The following is a 26,121-nucleotide window of genomic DNA, read 5'->3' as shown; positions in this document are numbered from 1 at the left end:
TCAGGATTCGTAGAACACGCCGGCACGCAGCCCGACCCGCAGATATTCCGCGAGCCGGATGCGCAGGTTGGTTTCGCGCTGGGCGCCGTAGAGGTGGTGGAACACGCCCATCTCGCTCTCGTCGTCGGCGCCGCGCACGATCTGCGCCGGCGTGGCGGTGGAGAGCTGGCCGTAGGGCGGGGTGCCGTAGTGCAAGGAGCTGAAGCGCGGCGCGATGTGCTGCGCGCTCGCGGCGGAATCGGGCTGGCAGCGGTGGCGGGTGGGCACGATGGACTCGAACGGCAGCCACGAGAAGCGCACGCAGCCGATCTGCTTGCGTGCCGCACGCACCGGCGTGGTCCAGGTGTCGCCCTCGGCCAGCGCGGCAAGCAGGATGCTGTTGGAGATCAGCCCGACCTCGGCGGTGTGCAGCTTGCCGATCACCGTGCACGCGATCAGCGACAGCGCCGCGCCGGGGGCTTCGTCGTCCGCCGCGGCAAAGGCCACGCCGTCGCGCGCGGTGGCGTCGATCAGGCTGTCGGTGGCGCGCACGCTGCCACGCTCGTGGCTGCGGATGGCGCCGACGATGCAGCGCTCGATTCCGGTTTCGAGTCCGGCGATGGCCAGTTGCAGGCTCGGTGCGGTCGGCTGCACCGGGCTGCCGTCCGGGTTGAGCTCGATACCCGGCACCAGCGTGCAGTGGACGAGATCGAGCCGTGCCAGCGCATTGCCCGCGGCATCGGGTACGACCAGCGCTGCGCCGGCGATCAGCAGACCGTTGAGCGTGCACGCGCTGTTCGCGGCACCGCTGATGCTCAGCCCGCCCAGCGCGAGCAGGGGGCGGCGGCCATTGACGGCGCGGATCTCCACGCTGCCATCGGCGACGATGTCGATGGCGAGCGTTTCGGCGTAGCGACTGCTGTCGGTGATCTCGATCACGCCGTTGCCGGCAATCGCGCTCAGGGCGGCCGCCAGGGTCGGATGCTCGTCCGGCACGCGCACCACGGTGGCGGTCTCCGGCGGCAGCGGCAGGCTGTCGCCGCGCTCGTACTCGCCGCCGCCGATGGCGGCGGAAAAGCCCTCGTGCCAGGTCAGGCGCACATCGGCCGGGTCGGGGGCATCCGGCGGCAGCGCGATGCGGCCCAGTACCGGATCGATGGCGTGTATGCCGGCGGGCGGCGGGCTGTGCATCCAGCTGCCGCCATCGTCGGCCAGGTTGCAGATGTGGATCCGGTCGCGTTCGATCACCGTACCATCGATCATCAGGATCAGCGCCGGCTCGGGGTTGTCCAGTGGCTCGCCGGCGCTCGCGCGCTCGCCGTAGTGACGCGCCAGATGGGTGCCCAGACGCCGGCGCGACAGCGGCCACGGTACGTTGTCCGGTTCGGCCAGGTGGGTGATGTCGTCTTCGGCCCGCGGACGGTTGTAGAGCGGCAGGTCGTGGCCGAGCGGGCTGGCCCGATAGCGCCGCGGGCCCTCGCGTGCGGCCGGCGATTCGCGGTGCGGCCAGGCCTGGATGCGCCACAGGTGCAGGCCCACGTTGGGGATGTTGTGGCGGCCGCGCCCGGACTCGATGCGACGCACGTCCACGGTGCGGTTGGCCGTTTCGAAGGCGGTGGCGATCCACTCGAGCGCCTCGCCGCTGCGCAGGTCGGGCGACTGCAGGTTGTGGAGCCGGGGGTGATTCATGTACTGGGTGGCGCACAGGCGCTGGAAGTACTCCACCGCGCACGCGTCCCATCCGGTGACATCGCGCGCCAGCTGTTCCAGTACCAGCGCGGTGCCCTTGCGCCGGCGCAAGGCGATGGTGTGGGCGACTTCGGCACGCGCGCTCGATGCCCCCGGCGCCACCCGATGCAGGCTGCGGTAGCCGATCAGATCGCCGATGTAGGGCACCACCCAGTCGGCGCAGGTTTCGATGAACAGGTCGTCGTAAAGCTGGTCGAGGCTCTCTTCGGCGACGCCGATCTGCTCGGCCAGCACAGTGATCAGCTCTTCCAGGGGGCCGCGTTGCAGACCGCCGGCGCGCGCCAGTTCGGCATCGCGGATGCGATGGATGGCCGGCAACAGGTCGAACAGGGCTTGGGCGTCGAAGCTCACGGCAGCACCTCCAGTTCGATCGGGGCGTCGTCCACGGTGAGCAGTTCGGCGGCCTGCGGCAGGGTGGTGAGCGAGGCCACCGGCACGCTGGCGAACAGGCGCGGCACCAGTGCCGGCGGGCTCCCGAGCCGATACAGCCGGGTCACGTGCACCGCCTCGACACCGCGCACCGCCTGGGCCACGGCGGCCACTTCGTCGACCGACACGGTCTGGCCGAAGGCGCGGCGGGCGAAGCCGAAGTGCTCGCGCAGCGTGGCCTCGATCGTGACCAACACCGGATCGGTCTCGAATTCGCTCAACACCTTGATCGACAGCCGGCAGCGGAAGCGGGCGTCGGTGTAATTGAGCATGCGCAGCGGCACCAGCGGATCGCCATGGGTGGTGAGGGCGTCGCGCAGGTTCTGGTAGGGATCGCTGCTCTCCGGCACGTCGGCGCCATCGACCCCGGCGATGGTCAGCAACACGCCGCGCGCCGGCCCCGCCGGAATCCACAGCGCATGGGCCTTGTCGATGCCGGCGAAGGCGCGCGCGAAGTTGGCGTAGTCGTCGATCGACACCGCACGCTCCAGCGTGAGCACGGTGAGCGGCGCGTTGTCGCGCGCACGCGCCAGGGTTTCGGCATCTTCGCCCCCGGTCGCCGGCTCCGGGTTGATCGCCGCGGTGACCCCCAGCGGGCGGCTGAGCAGGGTGGTGAGCTTGCCCGCGGCCAGATTGCCGGCGGCGCCGATCCCCTTGCGGTAGCGCACTCGCAGGTTGCTCTCGCCGCTGGGCAGGCGCGCGCCTTCGAGACCATCGCCGAACTGCACGGTGGTGACCGCGTCGTCGTTCTGGGTGGTGGCGTAGACGCGGGTGTCGGGCAGGGCGGCGTGCAGGGTGGGGACTTCGGTCCACAACACCTCATTGACCCGCAGTTCGAGCGTGGACGCGCGCCCGCTCGGGGTGTTGGCGCTGACGAAGGTGAGTGGGCTCTGACCCAGTGCAAAGCGCTGATCGGGTACGCTGCCGTCACCGCTGCCAAGGATCGCCTCCACCGTTTCGCCATGGGTGGCGGGAGCGACGTTGGCGTTGATGCGCAAGCCGGCGCGAGCGTAGACCTGCTGCAGCGGGGCATCGAGCCTGAGCCGGGTGTGATCGCGGTCGTGCACGATCGGGTCGCCGGCGGTGGCGATGAAGGCGATCTCGCTGACCTGGGGATCGTCCTTGCGGCTGTCCGCCAGGCGGAGCTGGCTACCCTTGGCGGTCAGCGTGCCGCGGCGCCCATCGCGATCCAGCAGCGTGAGCCGCAGCGTCACCCCGGCCTTGCCGATCTGCGCGGCGAAGACCTCGGCGCCAAGTGCGACCGGGGTGGCACCGAACAGCCGGGCCGCCGGCGCCAGCATCAACAGCTCGTCGCCCTCGGTCAGCGCGGCGCTGCCACCCTCGTCGAGGCCGAGCGCGAGGCCGGTGGCCCCCGGCGCGATGGCGATGCGCTGGCGCGGGCCGGACAGCGCGATCGGCTGGCCGGGCAGCAGGCCTTCGACTCGACGCCCGAGGGTGAGCGCATCGCCATACACCGGGTACACGATGGGCGTATCCACAGTGGCCAGGCGTTCGCTGTGGGCCAGCACCAGGGTGCGGCGCAGCGGGAAGCGGGTGGCGGTGAGGTTCTCGGTGGTGTCGGGGGTGATACGGGTGATTTTGCCCGCGATCGCAAACGCGTTGCGGCTGCGGTGGATGACCTTGCTTGCGCGATAGAGCTCGGTGTAGCCGGGGAGCTCGGCGCTGCCCAGGCCCGGCTGGTTGGATACCAGCGCGATCCAGCTGCCGGCGGTGATTCTGGCGTTGTCGGTGTCCAGATCGACGGCGTTCGGGTTGAGTTCGAAATTTTTCCATTGCCAGTTACTGGACGTGCTCTTGTCGATCAACTGGGCCACGTTGGAATCGTCGTTGCCCATCAGGTTGGGGTTGGGTGCGTTGTGGCCGAACAGCGCGGTACGCTGGCGAAAGGCATGGACCTGCACGCCGATGGCAGCCGGGCTCATGCTCGGGAAGGCGCTGCCCAGCGGGTGATTCCAGAACACCCGGGTGCGGCCATTGGCGTTGTCGGGCTCGACCCCGGCCAGTACGCGCACGTCCCAGTGTTCGCTGTCGGGGGTGCCGATACGTTCATTGCCGACGATCAGGATCGCATCGCCTGCTTGCAACTGCGTGGCCAGACCATCGAGCCACAGTTCGGTGTCGCCCGACTGCGGGCGCCACGGCACCGTGGTCTGCACCGCAATCGCGTTCCATTCGGCACGCGCCGGGGTCGGGGCGACGGTCTCGAAACTCTGCGCCTGCTCGTCCTGGCCCGGCACGCTCTGCACCCGGGTGCCGACCGGGATGACGATGGGCTCGCCCGGCGCGCCCGGGGTGGCCTGCAGGGTGAAGGCGAGGTGGGTGCCGGCGGCGACGCCGGGTGCGAGCTGGTAGCCGATCAGGCGCGCCATCTCGCGCACCGACAGGCGTTCGGTGGCGGTGCGCAGGTAGTGTTCCTGGGCGTAGCGCTCGGTGTAGAAGCCGAGCACGTCGAGCGAGATGGCCAGCGCATCGGTGATCGCGAGGCTGAAGTCGCTCGCTTCGCGGGTGCTCAGCGCCGCCAGCGCGGGGGTGTCGGCGGCGGACAGGCGGGCGCGCATCGAGTCGACAAAATCGCCGTGGCGACCGATGCGGTAGGAAATGGCGGGCAGGCCGGGCGGGTTGTCGATCCGCCGCGGCGTATCGGCCCCGACGCCGGCGCAGCAATCGCAGCGGGTGTCCGGCAGAGGACGCAAGGTGCTCATCATTTGCCTCCGTGCAGTTCAAGGCGCAGCACGCCGTGCTCGGGGAAATTCGGGTCATTGTCCAACCGCGCGATCTCCAGCCGGCCCAGGGCCATGAAGCCGTCGGCCAGCGGTTTCGGGTCTTCGTGGCCCTGGCGCTGGAAGCGGGTGACCTGCACCGAGGCGACGCCGGGCACGGTGCGGGCGGCGGCGTAGAGCGGGCTGAGGAAGACGGTCTGGCCGAAACTGAAGTTGTCCGCATGGAACAGGCCGCGGGTGCCGTCGGCGCGCCTGTGTGCACCGAGCACCTCGAGCAGGCCGCGGCGCACATTGCTGCGGAAGTAGCCGGCATCGACACATACCAGCAGGTCGATTTCGAGCGAGACGTGGATCGGATCCCTGATGCGCAGATCGTGGCCGGCCATGCGGTAGCGGTCCAGATGCTCGATCGCGGTGGTGGCGAAGGCCGCGTCCACCGGATCGCCGCCCTCGCGGTCGACGGTGACGAACACGGTGTGCCAGCTGCCGGTCCAGCGCAGGCTGGCGGCTGCGCGCTGGACCCCGGCGAGGCGCTCGGTGACTTCCGCATAGTCGGCCGGGGTGACCGCGCGCTCCTGGGTGCGGAAGGCGTGCGGCGCGTGGCGGCGCACTTCGGCGGTGGTCTCCGGGCTCACGCCGCCGGTGGCGGGCATCGGATTGGTGACGGTCTCGATCCGCCCGTCGGTGGTGACGACGTGGGTGATGGCGTCGGCGCCGACGTTGCCCTGCGGGCCGTTGCCGATGCGGTAGCTGGCGGCGAAGGCGGTGCCGGTGTCGGGCCGGCGGCCATGGGTGTCGTCACCGAAGCGCAGCCGGGCGCTACCGTCGTCCTCGGTGTCGAGCACGAAGTGGGTGTCGGCGGCGCGGCTGAACAGCAGGTCGCGGCGCGCCGTCCATGGCTCGGTGCTGGTCCCCAGGGTGCTCTCCAGCGTGATCGCCGGAACGGCGTCGGCGGTGCGCCATTGGAGCGCGGCGCGCGCCGGGGCCTCGCGGTCGAAGGGCAGCCGTTCGCTGCGGCGCAGGCCGTGTTCGACGATGGTCTTCAGTATCGTGCCCTGGCGGGTCACCGGGCCATCGGCCAACAGCGGGCGAAAGCGCGGCGGCAGCGGTTCGGGCGCGGCACGCTGGCAGGGGTCGCCACCGGCGGTGGCGAAGTGCAGGTGCGCTTCGGGCACGCTGCCGAGGGCCTCGTCGGCAATGCTGCGACCGTGATCGACCAGGATGTTGTTGCCGAGCGCGATGCTCACCTGAGTGATCAGGGTGCTGCCATGGGCCTTGTCGGTCTCGCTCGACAGGCACAGCGGGAAGGGCAGCGCGTCGTCGGCATGCCAGCGGATCTCGGTGATTTCGGTGTCGTCGAGCGGATCGGTCAGCGGTGCGGCGCCGTCGAAGGCGCGCACGTCGGTGAGCCGCACCGCATGGCGATGGGCCGGATCGGCATCCTCGGCGGCGCCGCTCAGCGGCCCCATCATCTCGCGGAAGATCAGCACGTCGCCGGACGCCAGATCCGGCCAGTGGCCGAGCAGGGTCGCGGCGCGGGCGCCGACCGGAAGGCAGCAGCGCGCGTCGCCCCAGGTGTAGAAGTCGAAATCGTTGTGCTCGATGCGCAGCGTGGCCTCGTGCATCGGTTCGAAGACCAGCGGCACGGCCTGCATGGCGTCGCGCTCTTCGGGCGAATCGGGTGTCACCCGCGGCGGCACGCCTGGCACCCTGGTCAGGAAACGCAGCCCCGTCGGCAGCGGGAAGGCAGCGCCGGTGACCTGCAGATGCAGCCAGGCGCGCGCGTTGCAGCCTTCGTGCATGGCGTAATCCACCAGCAGCGCGTGGCGGCGCAGGCTGCTGCGCCGGCGTGCGGTGTGCAGGTAGGCTTCGGTGGCGATCGCGTCGAGCCGGTAGTGCTGCAGATCGCCCACATAGGCGATCAGTTCGGCCAGCGTGGTGGCCAGATCGGCCGGGCTGCGGTCGCGCCAGCCGGGCATCTGGCGAGTCAGGCGATCGATGATCAGGCGGCGCAGGCTGGCGTAGTCGCGCGCGAGGTAATTGATGTCGGATAAAGGTTTAAAGGCATCAGCGCAGTCGTGGCGTGGCGCGCAGTCGAAGTCGGTGGGGCATTCGACCTTGAACGCGAACTCGATCGCCGACAGCCGCGGGTCGAAGTCCGGCAGCGGCGCGTCGTCGTCGCCGCCCTGCAGCAGCGTGAGCCGGTAGGTGGAAAAATCGCCCTCGGTATCGGTGCGCACCAGCAATACGTGGTTGGCGTCGGACAAGGCGGTGAACCAGGCCTGCTCGGCGGGGATTGCTTCGACCGGCGGGGCACTGGCGATGCCGACCCATTCGATGCCGACCCGGCGAATGCGCTCGCCGCCTTCGATGCGCACGTTCTCGGGCGTGAGCCCCGCCGGTGCCGGCTTGAGCAGCCGGATCATCAGCGTGCGCTGCCGGGGGCTGCCGGTGGGCGCGTCGAGGTCGAGCACTTCCAGATAGTCGATGCCGTTGAGCGTCGGGTGCGCATCCACCGCCGCACGGCGGTTTTCTTCGCAGCAGGTGTAGGCGGTCATGCCGCGCCTCCGTGCACGAAGGCTTCGCGCTGGCGGGTTTCGGTGCGGCGAACCACGTATTGCACGGTCACCGACAGGCGCGAATCCACCGCCTCCACATCGATCGCCTCGACCGTGATCAGCTCGCCCAGCCATTGCTGCAGCGCGCCCTGCACCAGAAACCGGGTGGTGGCGGCCAGTTCCGGGCTGTTGGGCGCGAACACCAGTTCGCGCAGGCCGCTGCCGAAGTCCGGGCGCATCACGCGCTCGCCCGGCGCGGTGAACAGCACCTGTTCGATCAGGCCACGGATCCAGGCGGCTTCGTCGGCCTCGCGGGTGCGGCCGCGGCCGTCGAACTGGTAGGGAAAGTGAACGCTGATCGTCATGGTCAGCTCCCGATCACCCGTGTCTGCGCCGCCACCGGCAGCAGCGGGGTGCCGTTGGGTGCGCACACCGCCTGGCTATCCATCAGCACCAGTGGTTGGCCGTTGGACATCACCCGCGTGGCCGCCACCACCCACTGCCCGGTCACGCACGGCACCGGGCTGCCCGACACGTTGAACGGGCAGCCGGCGATGACCCACGGCGCGCTCATCACCACCGTCGGCTGCCCGCTCACCAGCACGCGCGGGTTGGGTGCGGTCGCGCTGGCGGTGCCGCCGTGTGCGCAGAGGACGGTTGCGCCGACATGGAGGAGGGGGCCGGGCATCGCAGGACGCTCCTAGATCACGGTGAGTGCGCCGTTGTTGATGGTCACGGTCGGGCCGATCAGCGTGATCGCGGCGCCCTTGCCGTTCTGGATGTAGATGCCGGTGTCGTTGACGATCAGCGTGGCCCCGGTGGCGCTCTTGAGCATGATGCCGCCGGTGGGGCCGGGCAGGTCCGAGATCGTCAGGCCGTTCTGCAGGACGGTCTGCAAGGTGATGCCCTGCATGACCGGCGGGGTGGCCAGCGCCAGCGCGGGGACTTCGGCCGCACTGCCCCAGAAACACCCGACCCAGATCGGCTTGTCGGCATCGCCCTGCTCGAACTCGACCCACACTCCGGAGCCGGGTTGGGGCAGCGCGAACATGCCGTTCTGAATGCCGGCCACCGGCGCGCACGGCATCGCCCAGCTGAGCGGGGCCAGGCCGGCCACGTCCGGCACCTGAACCTGGAGGCGACCCTGCTGCATGGGGTCGATATTGGAGACCACCAGGCCGCGATATTTGCCGTAGAACTTTTCAGTCATGGGACCCTCGCGGCGTCTTATGCCTTGCCCGGTGCGGGTCGTGGCTGGGCTTGAGGGTTTTCATACCGGCACCTTCGGCGTGATCGAGATCAGCCCGTTGCGGCTGAGGTTGAAGCTTTGCTTGAACTCGCCGCGCTTGAGCGTGCTGGTGACACTGTTCACGTAGTACAGCCCGTCGTAGGCGATGCCGGCGCCGCGTACGCCGACCAGCTTGCGCGGCTTTAGGATGCGGCCGTAGCGCAGTACATCGAGGGTGCCGGTGGCGGTGACCGCGTCCTGCGATTTCTTCGCCTCGGCCAGCCCGCGGGAGATCGCCTGCATCGGGTTGAGCTTGGCGGTGTCCTTCATCATCCTGATGTTGGCGATGGGCGCGGGCAGCAGACCGAGCGGCGGTTGCAGCGGGTTCAGGTTCGGGATCGGAATCGGGATCGGCACCCGGGTGAGCTGGTTCTGGATGAACACGATCGGCAGCACGCCCTTGGTCGGGTCGAAGCTGAAGTTCAGCGACTCCACATTGGTGTGCGCATCCATGTCGATGTTGAGCGCCGGTTGCGGCGGGCCGACCTTGATCTCGGGACCGAAGTAGGCAATGTTGGTCAGCGGTGCCTCGCCCGGCTCGATGTAGAACACATGGCCCACTTCCTCGGCCAGCTGCTGCAGATAGGCCAGGTCCGTGCCCTTGTGCGCCGGGATGCGCTCGACCGGGATCGGCACATCCGGGAAGAACGCAGGGATCGGCAGCGGAATGATGCCGAAGGCCGCGTACTTGGCGCAGATCAGCGCCACCCGCGCCTCGATCGGCATGGCCGGGTAGGGCAGGCCGCTGAAGTCGATCAGGTCCATGACCTTGGTCAGGTCCTCGCCGGTCACGGTGATGCTGCCGGGCTGCTTGTACTGCCCGGCCTGCACTTCGACATTGGTCACCACGCCGTCGAACAGCGGCTGCGGCCGCCCGCCGAGGGTCACGATCAGGACCACGCGCAGCGGTGGCGTGCCGACGCTGGTGTTCTGGCCCACGGCGATCAGAAAGATGGTGTTCAGTTCCGATCGGCTGTTGACCTTGAAGCGCAGCTGAAAGCCGCTGCGCGTGCCGGCCGCGGTGGTCACGCTGACCGATTCGAGTGCGTCGATCATCATCGCCGGCACCGGGATGGGCACGATCGGCCCGATCAGCAGGCTCAGGTGGATGGCGCTAGACATCCGTGCCTCCGGGCACCCCTTCGGGCAAGGTGATGCGCAGCCGGCGGCCGACCGTGTCGACCAGCTCGTTGGGGTGCATCACGCCGTTGCCGTCGCACAGCCGCCAGTACTGCTGCGGGTCGTCGAGGTACTTCGCGGCCAGATTGTCCGGGCGGTCGCCGACCTCGACGCGATGCTCGCTCAGCGTGGCGAAGTTTTCCGGTGGCGGGATGAAGCGGCGGCGCACGAAGCTCACCGGTTCGCCGTCGGGGCGTATCCACTGCGCGGTGTCCAGCCCGTAGTAGCGGCTGTCGGCCGGGAAAGTCGGGGTGGCGAGCGCATTGGCCTGCATGAAGGCCTTGAGCGGATCGGTCATGGCAAGCCTCCGATTCCCAACGCATCGAAGCCGAAGGTGGACGCCTTCGAAGCCAGCTTCTCGCGCGAATGCAGATAGGCCATGAACAGCCCGCCCCCCTTGTGATCGAAGCCCAGGTCGTCGATCGACAGCACGCGCAGCCCGAGGCTGATCTTGGCGCGGATCGGGTTCAGCAAGGGATCGAAGGCCTCTTCGGTAATCGAGAAGTCGGTCACCCGTACCGGCACGATGCGGTTGGCGCCCCACACGAAGATGGCCAGCGCCGATTCCATCGGCGCGATCTCCAGCGTACCGGCGGCGGCCAGCGCCTGGCCGGCGCGCAGATCAGCCGTGCTCGGATTGATCAGCGACTCGAGCACGGCCAGTTGCGGCGCGATGCCCGCTTCGACCGCGCTGCGGTGCTGGTCCGGGAATTCGAGCTGATCGGCGGCGTCGATCTCGGCCTCGAGCTTGAACGTCTCCACCGCCGGACCCTTCAGGCGCAGCGCTTCGGAGCGTTCCGCGCCCTCGCCGATGTGCTGGGCCTGCAGCGTGCGGGTGAGCGTGTCCGGGTTGTACTGCAGCGCGATCACGCGCCGCACCTGCGCGGAGCCCGGATCGATCAACACGATGCCGGCCTTGACGAGGCGGGGAGACTGGCTGAATCCGCTCATGAGCTTGTCCCGGTCAGGCCATTGCCCTGGCACGTTTGGTCTTGCTGCGTTTCGGCTTCTCGGCGGCGGCCTTCGTCGCCTTCCTGGCGGGCTTTGCCGATGTCGTGCTCGGCTTCGCACGCCGCGGCGCCGGTGCGACCCAGTGAATGTCGAGCGCCCAGCGGTTCAGTTTGCCGACGTCGCGCGCGGCGAGATCCTGCACCGCGAGCGTCCATTCGCCGGCGCAGGGTTCGCCACGGAAGACCCGCAGCGCCGCCACCTCGGTCGAGGTGTAGGTCGCCCGCAGGTTGTCGGTACCGCCCCCGCTGCGATCGTGCAGCGTGACCTCGATGCCGGTGGGCGAGCGCAGGCGAACGCGCAGGTCGCCGACGTAGGTGTGGGTGATGTCCACCGTCACCTCGATGTCGCCGACCAGTCCCTGCTCCGCGACCGCAAGCGTCCGTTCGATGCCGGCGCTGCGGTTGTCCGGGATGCGGATGCCCGGCGTCTCGTCGACGACGATGTGCGGCGCCGGCACGACGACCCCGATCTCGAGCGACCACGCTTCCAGCCGTCCGCTATCGACTGCCGCGAGGTCGCGTACTTTCAGCGTCCACGGCCCGCGCGCCTGCTCGCCCTCGAAATGGCGCAATGCGGGCAGGGTGGACGCGTCCCAGGTGCCGACCAGGTTGTCGCTGCCGCCGCCACTGCGATCGTGCATCACGACCTCGCGACCGGAGGGCGAGGCGAGGGTGACCACCAGGTCGCCGATATAGGTGTGGCGGATCTCCAGCGCAACCCGCAGGAAGTTCACCTTGCCCTCGGCGGTGACATCCACCGCGTCGGCGATGCCTTCGGCACGGTTGTCCGGGATCGCCAGCGCCGGCTGCGACCGGTAGTGTCCGTCGGGGGCCGGCGCGGGCGTGGGTGCGGCGTCGCCGCGCAGCTGACGGGCCAGCGCCACGGCGCGCTCGGCATCCACCCGTCCGTGACCGAACCACGGGCTCCAGCTGCCGTCGGCATGGCCGAGATCCTGGAACGCACCGCTGTCGAAGGGGGCGACCGGCGACACGTCCCATGAGGTATCGGGGTCGTAGCTCGCCGGCGGGGTGCGCGCGTAGGGTGTCTCATCCAGATCCTTGGCCGCGGTGCGGCGCAGGACCGCCGCCAGCTCCATTGCGCTCAGTGCCGGATTGGCCGACAGCACGAGGGCCGCAACGCCGGCGACCAGCGGGGTGGCGCTGGAGGTGCCGCCGAATTCCTCGGTCACGCTGGGGCTCTCGCCGGTTGCGGTGGTGATGCCCAGGCCCGGGACGTGCATGCGGAAAAAGGCGTGACTGTTGCTGCTCGGCGCGCACAGATCGATGCCGGTGCCGTAGTTGGAATAGTGACTGCGGCGGGCGGTGCTGGCCAGCGCGGCCACATGCATCACGCCGGGAAGGTCGGCCAGGTTGTTCTCGAAGTGTCGGCTGGTGTCGACGCCGCCCCATCGCCAGCTTCCGCCCTCGGGTACCCAGCCGTGGGTGTAGGGCACGTCCTGCGCGGCATCGTGAAGGATGGGGCAGTTCTCGTTGCCCGCTGCCCACAGGAACAGGATGCCGCGCCCGCGCGGCCCGCCGCCGATGGCCAGTTGCTTGATCCGGTTGATCACTACCGAAGCGAACAGGAAGCGCGGAACGGCACCCCACGAGTTGGACAGCACATCCACCTTGCTGCCTACAAAGCCGAGTGCGGTGAGGAGCTTGGAATCATTGACCAGCAGCGATGGCCCTTGCGACTCCCACTTGATCGGCAACAACCGGCAGCCGGGCGCCGCCCCCACGCTGAGTACCCCATCGACCTCACCGGCGCTGACGCCGGCGCAGGAGGTGCCGTGATTGGCGCCGGTTTGATACATGCCCGCGGGCTGGGCGTCGATGTCGTCGCTGGTCACCAGGCGGGTGCCGCTGAAATAGCCCCACCCCGCGAACTTGCCCGCAGAGTCGAAATCGGGGTGGTCGAGCTTGCAACCGTCGTCGGTGATGCCGATCACCACTTCCGGACTGCCGAAGCCGTCGAGCAGGGCCCACGCCGGTTCGCAGCGCGCATTGGCGCGCGGGTCGACCTCGGGATGGGCAAAATGGCCGTGCAAATGCCACTGGCGGATGTAGCCCGGATCACTCGGCGGCACCAGGGCGTACTTGTTGACCACATAGTTGAGGTCGTTCTCCGCCAACTCCACCAGCGGCTCGTTCTCGGTCAGCGTCACCACCAGCTTGACCGGGTTCATGCCGGTGTGCTGGGTGAGCTGGAACAGGAAATCCCGCTCCGAATAGCGCTCGCACAGCATCAGGCCATACCGCCCGGCGAATTCGGCCACCTGCTCGTCGCTCAGTGGGTGCTTGAAGGTGACGAAGACGCGGTCGGTGATCAGGAAGTCCTGGTGGGTATCGGCGACGGTGTAGGCATGATGGGTCGGGGCAACTCCCCGCGCCTGCGCCATCAGCACTTCCAGATCCTGGGCCCGTGTGTTGACTCGGGACGAGGCGGACGAGACCTGTTCGGCATCGTCCGCAATGCCGGCCGAGCGCAGCGTGTCGGGCAGTGCCCGCGAGACGAATGCATCCGGTCGCTTTTCGAGGCTCAGCTTCTTGCCGCCCCGGTACGTGTAGGTTGTCATGTCCATGCTCCTCGCGCCCATCGTTTCGCCGGGCCTGCCGGCGTCAGTCCTTGAATATCGGCGACCACTCCTTGCGGAACTGCAGATAGTCCGATTCCAGCCGCGCCCGATCGGGTTGCGCCGCCAGCCAGGCATGCATGCCCGCGCGCTGGGCCATGAGGTTCGTGCGGTCGTCGGGCGAACCTGCGATACGCGGGCCGCCCGCTTGCGCCACGAAACTCATCGCGCGATAGGCGGCGTCACGCGATGCGCTCATGAGGTCGTCACACAGCATGTGTCCAGCCGACCCGCCGCTCATGACTCGTTCGCTCCCTTGCCGCTGCAAACGCCGGTCAGCGGCGCTTTCGAGTAACAGGTGTACTTCCCGTAACTGCCGGCATTCCTCGCCCACGAACTCGTGTTGTGCGATCCCGCGCCCCATTTGGATTCCACCGTGCTGGCGGCGTCATCCACCCGTCCGCCCGGCGCTGACACCGAACGAATGATCCCCGAGTGGGTGACCTGGCCCGCATCGTCCCGGAACACGAGGATGTCGGCCGGCTGCGCCATGCAGGAGTAGGTTTGCTTCCAGCCGTCGTCATTGAGTACGGTCGGCACGTCGCTGCCCCAGATTGAATAGGGCCCACCGCGCGCACTCGAGCCGCCGAAGGTGTAACCGTGGCACCAGTAGGTGGTGCCATCGGCGGGGCTCCAGATGTCGAGCGCGGTGCCGGCATCCGTCTCGCCGCGCAGTATTCGGCCCACGGGCCCCGATGAGCCCCAAGGGCGAGAGGATCTTCCGGTCGGCCTGTTGGGCCACCAGGCAACGCGTCGGATCACTGCGCCATCGGCCTCGTGGGTCGTCGCCGCAGGTGCGGGGGGCGTCGCGGTCGCGGCGCGCGCCGACAGACGCGCACGCGGCAGAGCATGCCCCTGTTGCACCACATGCGTCAGTTCGTGGGCGATCAGTCGCCGGCCTTCCGCGCTGCCCGGCGAGAATTGCCCGTGGCCAAAGACGACATCGCGGCCGATGGTGAACGCACGTGCGCGGAGGCTGTTCGCGGTCGCACTCGCCATGCTGCCGGTGTGCACCCGAACCTTGCCGAAGTCATGGCCGAAGCGAGGTTCCATGAAGTGTCGCACCGAATTAGGCAGTGGCTGTCCGCCGCTCCGCAGGGCAGCGATGCGCCCGGCGATACTTGGCGAGACGATCGGTCGCGGGCCCGTGGCCGGCTTGGTGCGGACCGTTTCCGCATCCACCGACACTTCCTCGTCCTCTTCGACCACGCCCTCGCCAATGCTGAACGGGCTGCTCGTCTGGCGGCGGAGGGTTGCGTCATCATCCTTCGCCGAATTCATGCAGCCCGGGCACGCATGTACGTCATCGGATGCGCGCATCACCGAATCGGCGACCGCATCCGCCTCGCGCTCATGGGCGTCATCGGGCGCGCCGATCATTGGCTTCGCCTGAATGTGCAGCGTTGTGGCGTGGATGCCGACCAGCGGTGGCAGATGTGGCGACGTATGCCCGTTGGACAGGCTCCCGACCACGGTGCCAGCCGGGACCGGGCGTGCAAACTGCCTGCAATGGGCGCCCGTACTCATGACCGACTCCAGTACAGCAAAACGGGATCAGTGGTCTTCACCCGGGCGGCTGTGTCATCGCGTTCTGTTTCCGACGCAAAATCCACGGTGTCAGTGACAAACCTCGATGCCACGCCCTGGAACGGCGAGCTTCCGCATCCTTCACGCACCTCGCCGATAAGCGCAGTCGAATCAAGCGACACGGGTACCTCCCTCTTCCCCATGGCTGCCTTCACCCAGGTCCACCTGCGCGACCAGGTCCGGATCCAGCCCCATTTCGCGCACCTCGTCCCGGCTGTATCCAAGCAGAAGCAGTAGCGCGACCATCTCCGCCACAGTCAGTCCGGCCAGCCCCAGTTTGGTTACCGGCTCCGGATCCAGAAGTGCCGCGACAATCGTTGCCAGCAGCGCGAGTGACAGACCGATGATCAACAGCGCTTCGAGTACTTTCGAGGTCGATACGTCCGGACGCGATGCACCAAAGCACATGCAGCGCTTGTTGGGATAGGTGCCGCCCCAGTAGCATCTGCCGCTGCCTCCGTGACCGCAGGAGTAAATGCCCTTGCACAGACTTTGCGACACGGTGGAGCAGTCAACGCGCGCGACGAAGGGTGAACTGGCGGATAGCGACGGCTGCGCTGCACTTGATGATGCCGGCTTTCGGGCCGCGCGTTGCAGGGCGCTCGCGGCGAAGGCATCAGCTTCGTGCTCGTAGGCATCACCCGGCGAATTGATGGGTAGCTGTCGCGCGGAGCTCCTGAGGTCGAGCGATCTTTGCTGCATGGTGTGCGCCAGTTCATGGGCCAACAGATAGCAGCCGAATTCGCTCTCGGGTGAATACTGTCCTGCGCCGAACACCACGTCTTGGCCAACGGTGTACGCGTATGCATTGACTGCTCGCGCCGATTCGGCTGCCGTGTGATCCGTGTGTACACGCACGCGACTGAAATCATGGCCAAGCGTCTGCTTGAAAAAGCGCTGCGTACCGGCGTCCAGCGGACGACCGGGGGAGTCGATGACTTCGCTGACCACTCGCGGGGCCAGGATGTCGCTCGCCACACTCGGCTGCAATGGTGTCGATCCCGCAGCACGAACACGAGCCGGACTCAGGGTTTGATACGTCATGGCTCCTCCTTCACAGTCACCGCTGCGTATCGGCTGATTTGACGTTGAATGGTCTGCGGCATCCCGTTCCCTGCGGTTTCACGCGTTTTCGCATGGTGAATGGCGGAACCTTTGTCGGCTCGCTGCACGACGGGGGCGAGTTCATCCGCCGACAGCACATCGTCGAAGCATCGAGCGAGCTTGCGTTTTCGCCGCGGCTTGGCACATTCCTCGTCCCTGCAGCGCATGAATCCGCGTAGCAGCGGCGCGGCGGCAAGCGTTGCCTCCGGGGTGGCTGCCCGTCTTGCGCTGCGAAGCTCGTTTCGGAGGATCTGATTGACCCGTGTCCGGGTTGGACCGCCGATGCCCGTTTCTTGCCGGATGTCGTCGGTGATCTCGACAATCTCTGCCTGTGGTCCGGCTTCAATGTCCAGGAAGTAGTTGCATGGATCGCTGGCGCTCGGTCCCAGCCGTTCGAATCGGTCCAACTCCTCGCCAAGTGACAAACGCTCCGTAGGTTTCAAGCCTTCCTGTTCGGGTTCGATGAGCCTGCGGTCCTTTTCGTCCACAAGGTTTTCCGTCTGCGGCAGGGGCTCTCGTTGTCCGGGGCATTTGCCGGTACGCAAGGCCCACGAAGCCGCGTGAATGAGTTCGTGGACGACGGTGTCGGCCAACTCCTGCGGACTCTTCCTGGCCACGCGTATCCCGGCCTCCCGAAACATGGGATTGATCGTCAAAATGCCGCGAGTTTGATTGAACTCTCCGAAGGTCTGAACGCCATCGCTGAAGGTCCTGCCGACACGCAACTTGATGGGTCCGTGGTCCGCGCGTTTTCCTTCGCACTTGCCGATCCAGTCCCAGAGCTTTCGGAACGTGGGATGGCCGAAGAGCGCGTCGATCACCTTCCTTTGTTCCGGCGTGCGGCCGAGCCGCCTTTGAAAGCGCTCCGGCGAAAGCCGCATCAGGGTCGGCGGGGCGTGCGAGATCGACTGGGCGTATGTGGAAAAGGGTACGCCGCCCATGCCCGGCTTCGGCATACGCATCACCTCTTCCGCAACCCGATCGGCCTCCTGTTCATATCGGTCGCCGGGCTCGCTAACGGACAGTTTTGTCTGCAGGCCCAAGATGCGCTTCGTCACGCACTCCTCACATTGATCCGTCAGCGCCGAAGCCTTCCCTCCACAAGCACACTTGCGCTGCAGCAAGAGATTGCTGGCTTCGGGGGCGCGCTGCGTCGCGCTGATCCGGGCCGCCTGGCTCATGGCCTGACCCCGCTTGCGATGCTTGCCGCAACGTGTTTGCCCATCGTTGCGGCGCTGGTGCCCGAAGCGAGTTGGGTGGGCGGAGTCCAAACGCGAGCGCGGTCGCCGCCCGCAGTCAGAGCGGCGGCGGCGCCGGGTGCGGCGAGCAGGCGCTGCAACTCGGCCTGCACGCCGTCGCTGAGGGCTTTGGCATCTGCGCGGTCGATGCCGTGCAGCACCAACCTGTCGATGTGCACCACGATACGGGTCATGTCCACCCCCGCGTTTCGGCATCCGAGGGCGACCTTTCACGCTTGGCCGCTTCGAGGTGGGCGGCGCGCAGCAGGTGGGCCATGGTGACCGGCGTGTCGGCCTCGGCGGCGAGGAAGGCGGCGGCCAGCGCGATGTTGCGGATGTTGCCGCCGGCCACGTTGAGCCGCGCGAGTCTCGGGTAATCGAGTCCATCGAGCGGAGTGTCGCGCGGGAAGGTGCTGCGCCAGATCGCTTCGCGCTGCGTCGCATCCGGGAAGGGGAAGTGCACCACAAAGCGCAGGCGGCGCTGGAAGGCGGTGTCGAGTGCGGTCTTGTGGTTGGTGGTCAGGATCGCCAGCCCGCGGTACAGCTCCATGCGTTGCAGCAGATAGCTTACTTCGATATTGGCGTAGCGGTCGTGGCTGTCCTTGACTTCGCTGCGCTTGCCGAACAGCGCGTCGGCCTCGTCGAACAACAGGATGGCGCCGATGTCTTCGGCGGCGTCGAACACCTTGCGCAGATTCTTCTCCGTCTCGCCGATGTACTTGCTCACCACCGACGACAGGTCGATGCGATACAGCGCAAGATCGAGCACATTGGCGAGCACTTCGGCGGCGAGCGTCTTGCCGGTACCGCTCTCGCCGGCGAACAGCGTCGCAATGCCGAGCCCGCGCACCCCTTTGGCGGCAAAGCCCCAGTCGTGATGTACGGTGATGCGATGGCGGGTATGCACGATGATCTGTTCGAGCGTGCGGCGTTGGGCCTCGGGCAGGACGAGATCATCCCAGGTGGCGCGCGCATCGATGGCTTGCGCCAGTGCGCTCAGCCCGCTCCCGTCGCCGCGGCAAAACCGGTGCAGGGCGATGACAGCTTGCGTCGCGTCGGTGCTGTCGAGTTGTGCGGCGTGGCGGGCAATTTGCGCAGCGCCGAGGCGGTACTGGCTGGCGAGCTCATCGAGTGCACCGGCCAGTGGTGCGGCGCGTTCGCCCAGGGCGGCATGCCACAGTGCGCGCTGGCCGGGGGCGTCGGCCTTGTTGACGGCAAAACGCAAGGATTCGACCGGGCGTTGCGAAATGCTGCGCCCGGCGGCGAACACCAGGCCGTCGAGCTGCGTGATGAAACGTGCCAGCGTCCCGTCAGCGCCGTCGTCGGTCTCCGTAATCAGCAATCCGCTGCCCAGCAGCGCGGCTTCGCGTTGCCACAGCGTGGCAAGCGAGGCCTGTTCGTGCACCGCAGCGGGAATATCGCTCGCGCGCAGCGCGAACAGGGCAAGGCCGAGGACGCCCGCCGCGGTGGCGGCGATGTCGCGCTGGCCGTCGGTGTCGTCGCCGGCGAGCAACACCGCAGGAAGGCGCCCATGATGCGCGCGCAAACGCTCGACCAGCTCGACGGCGATGGCGCGATGGGCGTCGGCCATCAGCCCGGCATTCGGGACGGCCTCGAACAGTGGGCGCAGGCGATGGTCGAGATAGTTGAGTCCGCCGATGAAATGCAGCACGCGTTCGTCGAGCTTGAGGCGGGCGGCGGTGAGGCCGGCACCCTCGTCGATGTCGATCAGGCGCCAGCGGCGCAATGCTTCGACCGGCGCGATCGCGCTCCAGTGTGGATCGGGCAGGGCGGCGAGCGCCAGACCGAACGTGGCCCAGGGCTTCTGCGCTTGACCGCTGGCGTCGCCACACAGCGCGGCGAGGCGGGCATCCATTTCGACACCGGCGGCGAGCAGCAGCACGTCGCGCTCGAAGGCACTCAGTTGAAACAGTTGGGCGAGCGTGTCGATGGCTGCGGGTGCGGGCATGCGCGCGCGCAGGGTGTCGATTCGGCTTTGCGCTTCAAGCGCCGAGCCCCGGTCTGTGTCCTCGCCCAGCAGACGACGCAGGCGGGCAAACTCGGCCACCAGCAATTGCTGGTTGGCGGTCGTCCAGTCGAGGTCGAGTGGCGCGTTCATGAGATCGTGATGCGGTGGTTGAAAAAGGTCGGCGGGGTGGTGCTGCGATCGGCCACCGGGCTGTCGATGCCGTCGATGCGCAGGCGCGCGAGCGGAGCGCCGATCTCGGCATCCTCGACAACGAAATCGAGCGTGGTGGTCGGCGCAACGAAGCTCTCGGGCGCGACCTCGACCTGGCCGATCAGCAGGGACACAGCCTGACCGGGCTGCACTGCGGGGGTGAAGGTCAGCGTGATGTGCGCGTCGTCGTTGCCGTCGCGCACCACCGCCTGCGGCAGATTGGTGATGTTGGGGGCGATGACGCAGGCGAGCCGGTTGCTTGCGCGCGGATCGACATCGCCGGGGCGGATCACGCGTCCGGTCACATCGTAGACGCCCACCGGAAAGTCGTTCGCGCGTGCGGCGGGAATCACCAGCACCATGCGATCGGCGGCATTGGGGCCGCTCGCTGGCAGCACTTCGTCGATCTCGAAGCGCTCGTTGCGCAGATGTACTTCGCGGACGCTGCCGTCGAGGTGGTGGCCTTCGAGCGTCACCGCTTCGCCCAGCCGGACCACCGGCTGGTTGCCGGCGGGCACCACCGCCTCGATCGTCGGCAGCGGCGGGATCAACCCGGGGGTGACCACCACGCCGCGTTCGCGACCGGAGCCGGGGTCGATCTCGCCGCGGGTGAGCACCGGCAGGGTCGGGCGGGTCGGCCGGGTGGCCTCGATCAGCACCACCGAGACCTGATAGGCCGCTGTCGGCCGGTAGTTGGACTGGGTGGCAGTCCACAGCTTGGAGATTTCCTCGGTGTTGAGAAACTGCGGCGTGATGCGCAGCAGTTCGACCTGGTCCGCCAGCCCGCAATCGGCCAGCGCGCGCAGCGCGGGCGGCAGCTCCAGGCCGACATCCGGCGAGGGATTGAGTGCGGTGCGGATCATCTCGCGGGTGAGCACCGGGAATTCGTGCAGCAGCTGCATGGCGTAGCCGAGCAGGATTTCGGCATGCAGATCGCCGCCGCTGTAGGCCGAGATCAGGTAGTGCAGATCGAGCGCGAGCGGCGGATTGGTGAGCCGATGCCGACCGGAGTGGTCGTGGGCGGGCAGGCCCTCGTTGCGCCAGCCGGTGTTGGGCGTGACCAGGTACAGAAAGAGATTGAGCTGGCTCGCTTCCGTGCTGCCCTCGGCAACCACGCGGTCGGGCGGCAGCACGCTGACCGAAACCGTGCTTCCGAGTACACCGGTGACGTTGTGGTTGACCAGCCCGTCGTTGAGGCGGTCGCGCAGCACCGCGGTGACACCGGCAATGGCCAGCGCGTTGCTCATGATCCGCTCCCCTGACGGCGGGCCAGATACTCATCCAGCGACATCGGCGCTCGCCCGCTGCGCGCCGCAGGCCTGGGCGCGGCCGGCGCGTGCACGGCGGTGACCTCGATGCGGCCGATGTGCACATGGACTTCGGTCGGTGTGTCCGCTGCCGGAGCCGGCGGGTGCGCGCCGACCGCTGCGGTCGTCGCCCGCGCCGGGGGCGGGGATGGCGGCAGCAGTGCGTCGGGGAGCGCGCGCGCATCGTGGATGGCGGGACGGGTCGCAGGGGGCGGCTGCGGCTGCGGTGTGGCCTGTGGATGCCCGTATAGCGGCGTCGGCGCGGCCGCACCGGCGCGCTCGGTGGCGTGCTCCGCGTCGGGGACCACAGGCGAAGTGGCGGGGTCGGCGGGGCGGTCGGTGGGCGCGGCCGGCATCAAGGCGGGCGGAAGCCGGTCGGCCTGCGATACCGGCGACGCCAGCCTCGCTTCGGCGCCGCGGTCGTCGATTGCCGCGCGATGGATCGGGTTGCGGACCGTGGCGGGCTGCGGCGTCGGCATCGACTGCGGCGCCGGTGCGGCGGGTGCAGGCTCCGCTGACGCTGGCGGCGGCGACATGGCGGGTGCCGCCGTGGGCGCCATGGTCGGTGCGCGTACGTCGGCATCGTCGACCGGGAGCAGCGCCGGGGCTGGCATGTAGGGCAGGCGAGCCATCGCGTGTATCGTCGGCCGGGACGCACTCTGCGCGTGGCGGGCGAGCCGTCGGAGCAGGCCGCTCATGGCTGCACCCGTTCGAGATAGGCGGCGCGGCGGGCATCGCTGAGGGCGAGGATGTCGGGCTCGGTCCAGCCGTAGGCTTGCGCCAGGGTGTGGATGTCGTCGAGCAGGCGGCGGGCGTGGGAGTCGATTTCTTCCCACAGATAGGCCGCGATATCGAACCCCGCCTCATCCTCGTGGCCGCAGGCCGGGCAACGAATGCCCATGGTCAGGTCCGCCCACGGGTCGGCCGCGTCCATCGCGGCGTCGACGGCGTCGAGCAAGGCGCTCAGCGCGGCCGGATCGGCGGGCAGATCGGCCGCCGACTCGGCGCAGTCGCGCAGCAACTGATGTGCGCCCGCATCGGCGTCGGCCGCAGTGCTCAGCCGAGCCAGATGGCGGCTGGTGGGACGATGGAAACGGTAGCCGGCGACCTCCAGTGCCGCGCGCTCGTCGGCGGGCGCGGGTGGCAGCTGGGCGGCGTCCAGTGCGAACTCCAGGCGCTCGCCACAGGCTGCGCAGTCCGCCCAGGCGTCGAGTCGTGGTCCAAAGCTGGCGCGGCGCAGCGCCATCAGTGCGGCATTGCGCACCCCCAGTGGCTGGTCGGCCAGGGTGTCGGGCGGCGTGTGCGGTGCGGCGATGGCGAACAGCAATAGCGCGCGGTCGATCGGGTGGCGTCGCGCGCTTTGCTCCCACACCGTCAGCAGGTGCTCCGGAGTCAGCGCAAGCATGACGATCAGACCGGTTCGGTGAAGCTCGGCTCGCTCGGTTCGGTGACGTCGAAGTCGCGCTCCCAGCCCTCGTTCTCCAGCTTGATGGTCTGGATGGCGACGGCATTGGCGTTGGCATCGAGGTCCGGCAGGGCCTGGTACTCGGACACCCAGCAGCGGAAGACCTTGTAGGCGAGGGCGAGCTGGCCGGCCTCGTTGTAGACCTCGATGATGAGGTCCTTGCGGAAATCCTTGAGCGAGACCTCTGCCCCCAGCCCGGAGCCGAAATTCCACACCTTGTTCGCCCATTGCTCGAACTCGACGTCGTGGGTGACGCCGCGCTCCAGCGTGATCGCTTCGAACTTGGTGCGGCCGGGCGACTTGCGCGAGGTGGACGGGTCGCCCCCTTCGCGATGCTCGACCATCTCGGTGCTGCGCTTGAGCGCGCCCACCTTGCTGATCCCGGCCACGTAGCGGCCATCCCACTTCACCCGGAATTTGAAGTTCTTGTAGGGATCGAAACGCTGAGCATTGACGCTGAACTGTGCCATGGCAGTCTCTCCTTAGACTTCGACCTGACCGGCCATCTGCTGGATTTTGATCACCACGAACTCGGCCGGCTTGAGCGGTGCAAAGCCGACCAGGATGTTCACCACGCCGCGGTCGATGTCGTTCTGGGTGGTGGTTTCACGGTCGCATTTGACGAAGTAGGCGTCGCGCGGGCTGCTGCCCTGGAACGCCCCCTGACGGAACAGGGTCTGCATGAAGGCGCCGATATTGAGCCGGATCTGTGCCCACAGCGGCTCGTCGTTGGGTTCGAACACCACCCACTGGGTGCCGCGGAACAGGCTCTCCTCGAGGAACAGGGCCAGCCGGCGCACCGGCACGTATTTCCATTCCGACGCGAGCAGGTCGGCCCCCGCCAGGGTGCGCGCGCCCCACACCAGATGCCCGGCCACCGGGAAGGTGCGCAGGCAGTTCAGCCCGACCGGATTGAGCACGCCGTTCTGGCGGTCGGTCATGGTGTAGGTGAAACCCTGCACGCCCGAGAACGAGGCGGCCAGCCCGGCCGGTGCCTTCCACGCGCCGCGTTGTACGTCGGTGCGGGCGATGATGCCGGCCACCGCCCCGCACGGCGCAAAGTCGGCGATGCGGTTCTCGCTCAGCGGGTCGGGCATGCGCAAGCGCGGGAAATACACCATGGCATTGATCGCATCGTCGTTGCCGATGGTGCCGCGCAAGGCATTGACCCCGGTCTCTGCGGTACTGATGGCGGTGCTTGCGTTCGCGGTCCACGCGGCGGGCGAGTCGATGATCAGCATCGCGCGCCGGTCCTGACAATAACTTGCCGCCGTCGCCCAACTTGCCGGGAGCAGGTCGGAGGTGTGGGTCAGTGGCGGAATGCACAGCAGGTTGAACAGGTCAGCCGACTCGAGCGCGAAGATACCGGTGCGGTCGTCCTGGTCGCCGGTGATCTGGGCGTCGACGATGTCACTGCCGTTGCTGCCGAGCGTTCCACCGGCGCTTGCGGTGCCGTCCGGATTGGCGACCGCGACGGTGCCATCGGTCGGGCTCTCGTCCACCGGAGCCGCCGTGCTGACATTGACCAGCACGGCCTGCTCGTTGACCACGGTATTCACGAAGCGCGGGCTCAGCGGGTCCACCGATACATTGCGGAACTGTTCGGCGGCGACCACCGTGCTGCCGCCCGGCCGATCGAGCTCCTCGACCAGCAGGTTGAACAGCAGGGTGTCGGTGCTGTCGCGGGTGAGGTGATCCACGGTCGCACGCAGTGCGCTGCCCCAGGTGCCGGGGCTGGTCGCTTCGAGCACCAGGGCGCCGGTGGCGGTCGGGAGCGTGATGGTCGCGGTGCTGGTGGCGATCGCGCCGTTGAACACGCGCACGATCAGCCCGTCGCTGCCGCCATGCTGAAAGAACTGGTTGACTGCGTATCCCATCGTACTGGGCTGCCACAGCCCACCGAACAGGCGCGAATACTCCGCAAAGCTCTGAACCCGCACCGGGGTGTTCACCGGTCCGCGCAGGGCGCGCCCGACAAAGGCGGTAATCGACGTGGCAACGCCGGTGATGGTGCGGACACCGCTGGGGACTTCTTCGATGTATACGCCGGGATGGGCCAAGGCAGACGGCATGGTCGTGACTCCTCATTGCGGAGATGCCCGGCGCCGTGCCGCAGTGGACCGCGTACGCCGGTCTGTTCCCCGATCGGGTCGGTAAACACGAGGCTGTGAGCGATTCGTATGACAGTCTCACGACGTCCAAGAAACGGATCACACCATGAGCAGCGAAGGTCGGTCGTTGGGGATGCTCATGCGGCGACCCCGAGTCATCGCAGCGTCCGGCGCCGTTGTGCAATGCAGGAAAATGCGATGCGTGTAGCTCGGTGTCGTTTGACTCTAGAAGCAATGGCGCTGGAAATCAAACCGCAAAAGGACGGTGCACCCGAATCTTCCGGGGGCAAGGCGGGTGCGCAAAGGAGGATGGCTTGCCGATCACCGCCGCGCGATGGCGCGTCAAGGCGGTGGCAAGCCGGGTCTCCCCGTACGGGGAAACTGCAGGCAGCGGACGGTTGAGCGTGAGGTCGGGGTTCTAGCCAAGTCCGAGAAACGACAGGACAACCAAGACGATAACTACTGCGCCGACGATGTACACGATGCTGTTCATGGAATTCACCTCCTTGTTGATCGAGCGGCCGAATCGCATCGGGATGCGATCCACGAGGTCAATCTACCCTTCCCGGTGCGCAGTGTTCTGTACGTTTGCGCACAAAGAACATACAGTCGTCGGTATCCGCCGACTCAGGGTCGATCCCGCCCCGCCGCCCACAGTGCAGCCCCCACGATCAGGATTCCTCCCGCCCAGGCCGACGCAGGCAGTTGTTCGCCAAGCCAGGCCACTGCGAACAGGGCGCCGAACACCGGTTCGCTGCCGGTCAGCAAGGCGACGCGGGTGGGCGAGGTGTTGCGTAGCGCCCAGTTGTGGGCGATGAAGGCGAACATCGTGCATCCGAGCACCAGATACACGGTGGCGTACCAGAAGGCGGGGGCCGATGGCAGCGGCGGTAGCGTGCCGGCTCCGGCCGCGATCAGCAGCAGGCAGCCGCCACCGACCACCGCCGACTGCACCGCGGTCAGTGCCAGCGTGGGTACGGTGCAGTTCCGCGTCCACCGGCTGATCACGCAGACGATCAGCGCGCGCAGCACGGCCGCAGCGACGATGAGCAGGTCGCCAGCTCCGGTCTCGATGCCCACCCCGCCCGCGAGCAGGCCGGCGCCGGCCAGCGACGTCCCGACGCAGACCAGCGCGCTGCGCGCGGGCCGGCGCCCCAGCAGCCACCACTCGGCAAAGGGCGTCAGCACCACGCACAGGCTGATCAGAAAGGCGGCATTGGCGGCCCGGGTGCGCGCCACGCCGTAGGTTTCGCACAGGAAGATCGCCAGCAGCATGCCGCCGATCGGCAGCCCGAGGCGCAAGGCCTCGCGCCGCGCCGTTGCGCCGGCAGCAATGTAGGCGGGGGCGAGCAGGCCGGCGGTCAGCACGAAGCGCACCGCGAGAAAACCCAGTACCGGGTAGAACGCCAGCGCCTCCTTGGCCACGCCGTAACTGGTGCCCCACACCATGGCCACCATCAGCAACAGGAGTTCCGGCAAACCGCGCAGGGGCGCGGGGCGGGGCAGGGCGGTGGGGGACATGAGGCTTCACTTTCGGGGAAGGCCGGTCGAGCGGCGATGA

At 68.1% G+C, this 26,121-nt stretch carries 22 protein-coding genes; all 22 read right to left on the bottom strand.

Features of this window, described 5'->3' with window-relative positions; all coding sequences use genetic code 11:
- Positions 1 to 2,079, bottom strand: coding sequence for a hypothetical protein (locus AC3A35_RS08700; protein ID WP_487435645.1), 2,079 nt, complete (start codon positions 2,077 to 2,079; stop codon positions 1 to 3).
- Positions 2,076 to 4,880 (bottom strand): putative baseplate assembly protein, encoded by a 2,805-nt coding sequence (locus tag AC3A35_RS08695; protein WP_487435644.1) that lies wholly within the window; start codon positions 4,878 to 4,880, stop codon positions 2,076 to 2,078. Before AC3A35_RS08695 ends, AC3A35_RS08700 begins: the two co-directional genes overlap by 4 nt.
- Positions 4,880 to 7,456, bottom strand: coding sequence for a putative baseplate assembly protein (locus tag AC3A35_RS08690; RefSeq protein ID WP_487435643.1), 2,577 nt, complete (start codon positions 7,454 to 7,456; stop codon positions 4,880 to 4,882). Before AC3A35_RS08690 ends, AC3A35_RS08695 begins: the two co-directional genes overlap by 1 nt.
- Positions 7,453 to 7,821, bottom strand: coding sequence for a GPW/gp25 family protein (locus tag AC3A35_RS08685; RefSeq protein WP_487435642.1), 369 nt, complete (start codon positions 7,819 to 7,821; stop codon positions 7,453 to 7,455). The genes AC3A35_RS08690 and AC3A35_RS08685 overlap by 4 nt, the downstream gene beginning before the upstream one ends.
- Positions 7,822 to 7,823: 2 nt before the next feature.
- Entirely contained in the window at positions 7,824 to 8,144 is a 321-nt protein-coding gene (locus tag AC3A35_RS08680) for a hypothetical protein (RefSeq protein ID WP_487435641.1), read from the bottom strand.
- 12 nt (positions 8,145 to 8,156) lie between these two features.
- The gene (locus AC3A35_RS08675) at positions 8,157 to 8,666 is read right to left on the bottom strand and encodes a phage baseplate assembly protein V (protein WP_487435640.1); all 510 of its coding nucleotides are present in this window, start codon (positions 8,664 to 8,666) and stop codon (positions 8,157 to 8,159) included.
- 60 nt (positions 8,667 to 8,726) lie between these two features.
- Positions 8,727 to 9,866 (bottom strand): hypothetical protein, encoded by a 1,140-nt coding sequence (locus AC3A35_RS08670; RefSeq protein WP_487435639.1) that lies wholly within the window; start codon positions 9,864 to 9,866, stop codon positions 8,727 to 8,729.
- Positions 9,859 to 10,221 (bottom strand): LysM domain-containing protein, encoded by a 363-nt coding sequence (locus AC3A35_RS08665; protein WP_487435638.1) that lies wholly within the window; start codon positions 10,219 to 10,221, stop codon positions 9,859 to 9,861. Before AC3A35_RS08665 ends, AC3A35_RS08670 begins: the two co-directional genes overlap by 8 nt.
- A complete protein-coding gene (locus AC3A35_RS08660; RefSeq protein ID WP_487435637.1) occupies positions 10,218 to 10,874 on the bottom strand; it encodes a hypothetical protein in 657 nt (218 codons plus the stop codon). The genes AC3A35_RS08665 and AC3A35_RS08660 overlap by 4 nt, the downstream gene beginning before the upstream one ends.
- Positions 10,875 to 10,887: 13 nt before the next feature.
- Complete coding sequence (locus tag AC3A35_RS08655; protein WP_487435636.1) at positions 10,888 to 13,512, bottom strand: proprotein convertase P-domain-containing protein; 2,625 nt, start codon at positions 13,510 to 13,512, stop codon at positions 10,888 to 10,890.
- Positions 13,513 to 13,555: 43 nt separating this feature from the next.
- Positions 13,556 to 13,768 carry a hypothetical protein gene (locus AC3A35_RS08650; RefSeq protein WP_487435635.1) on the bottom strand — a complete coding sequence of 71 codons (213 nt, stop codon included), beginning with the start codon at positions 13,766 to 13,768 and terminating at the stop codon, positions 13,556 to 13,558.
- Between the two features lie 38 nt (positions 13,769 to 13,806).
- Positions 13,807 to 14,949 carry an eCIS core domain-containing protein gene (locus AC3A35_RS08645; RefSeq protein ID WP_487435634.1) on the bottom strand — a complete coding sequence of 381 codons (1,143 nt, stop codon included), beginning with the start codon at positions 14,947 to 14,949 and terminating at the stop codon, positions 13,807 to 13,809.
- A 318-nt stretch (positions 14,950 to 15,267) separates the two neighbouring features.
- Positions 15,268 to 16,200, bottom strand: coding sequence for an eCIS core domain-containing protein (locus AC3A35_RS08640; RefSeq protein WP_487435633.1), 933 nt, complete (start codon positions 16,198 to 16,200; stop codon positions 15,268 to 15,270).
- Positions 16,197 to 17,441, bottom strand: coding sequence for a hypothetical protein (locus tag AC3A35_RS08635; protein WP_487435632.1), 1,245 nt, complete (start codon positions 17,439 to 17,441; stop codon positions 16,197 to 16,199). Before AC3A35_RS08635 ends, AC3A35_RS08640 begins: the two co-directional genes overlap by 4 nt.
- Positions 17,438 to 17,692 (bottom strand): hypothetical protein, encoded by a 255-nt coding sequence (locus AC3A35_RS08630; protein ID WP_487435631.1) that lies wholly within the window; start codon positions 17,690 to 17,692, stop codon positions 17,438 to 17,440. Before AC3A35_RS08630 ends, AC3A35_RS08635 begins: the two co-directional genes overlap by 4 nt.
- On the bottom strand, positions 17,689 to 19,617 hold the full coding sequence (locus AC3A35_RS08625; protein WP_487435630.1) for an AAA family ATPase: 1,929 nt from the start codon (positions 19,615 to 19,617) through the stop codon (positions 17,689 to 17,691). Before AC3A35_RS08625 ends, AC3A35_RS08630 begins: the two co-directional genes overlap by 4 nt.
- Positions 19,614 to 20,924, bottom strand: a complete 1,311-nt coding sequence (locus AC3A35_RS08620) for a Pvc16 family protein (RefSeq protein WP_487435629.1) — start codon at positions 20,922 to 20,924, stop codon at positions 19,614 to 19,616. The genes AC3A35_RS08625 and AC3A35_RS08620 overlap by 4 nt, the downstream gene beginning before the upstream one ends.
- Positions 20,921 to 21,682 carry a hypothetical protein gene (locus tag AC3A35_RS08615; protein WP_487435628.1) on the bottom strand — a complete coding sequence of 254 codons (762 nt, stop codon included), beginning with the start codon at positions 21,680 to 21,682 and terminating at the stop codon, positions 20,921 to 20,923. The genes AC3A35_RS08620 and AC3A35_RS08615 overlap by 4 nt, the downstream gene beginning before the upstream one ends.
- Entirely contained in the window at positions 21,679 to 22,389 is a 711-nt protein-coding gene (locus AC3A35_RS08610) for a hypothetical protein (RefSeq protein WP_487435627.1), read from the bottom strand. Before AC3A35_RS08610 ends, AC3A35_RS08615 begins: the two co-directional genes overlap by 4 nt.
- A gap of 5 nt (positions 22,390 to 22,394) precedes the next feature.
- Positions 22,395 to 22,919: a phage tail protein gene (locus AC3A35_RS08605; protein WP_487435626.1), complete on the bottom strand. Its 525-nt coding sequence runs from the start codon at positions 22,917 to 22,919 to the stop codon at positions 22,395 to 22,397.
- A gap of 12 nt (positions 22,920 to 22,931) precedes the next feature.
- Positions 22,932 to 24,521, bottom strand: coding sequence for a phage tail sheath family protein (locus AC3A35_RS08600; RefSeq protein ID WP_487435625.1), 1,590 nt, complete (start codon positions 24,519 to 24,521; stop codon positions 22,932 to 22,934).
- A gap of 666 nt (positions 24,522 to 25,187) precedes the next feature.
- Positions 25,188 to 26,081, bottom strand: coding sequence for a DMT family transporter (locus AC3A35_RS08595; protein WP_487435624.1), 894 nt, complete (start codon positions 26,079 to 26,081; stop codon positions 25,188 to 25,190).
- Positions 26,082 to 26,121 lie beyond the last annotated feature (40 nt).

The organism is Azoarcus sp. Soil_N_20, assembly GCF_057656155.1.
The sequence above is the reverse complement of the archived record's forward strand: the minus strand, read 5'-3'. Positions and strand labels throughout refer to the sequence as shown.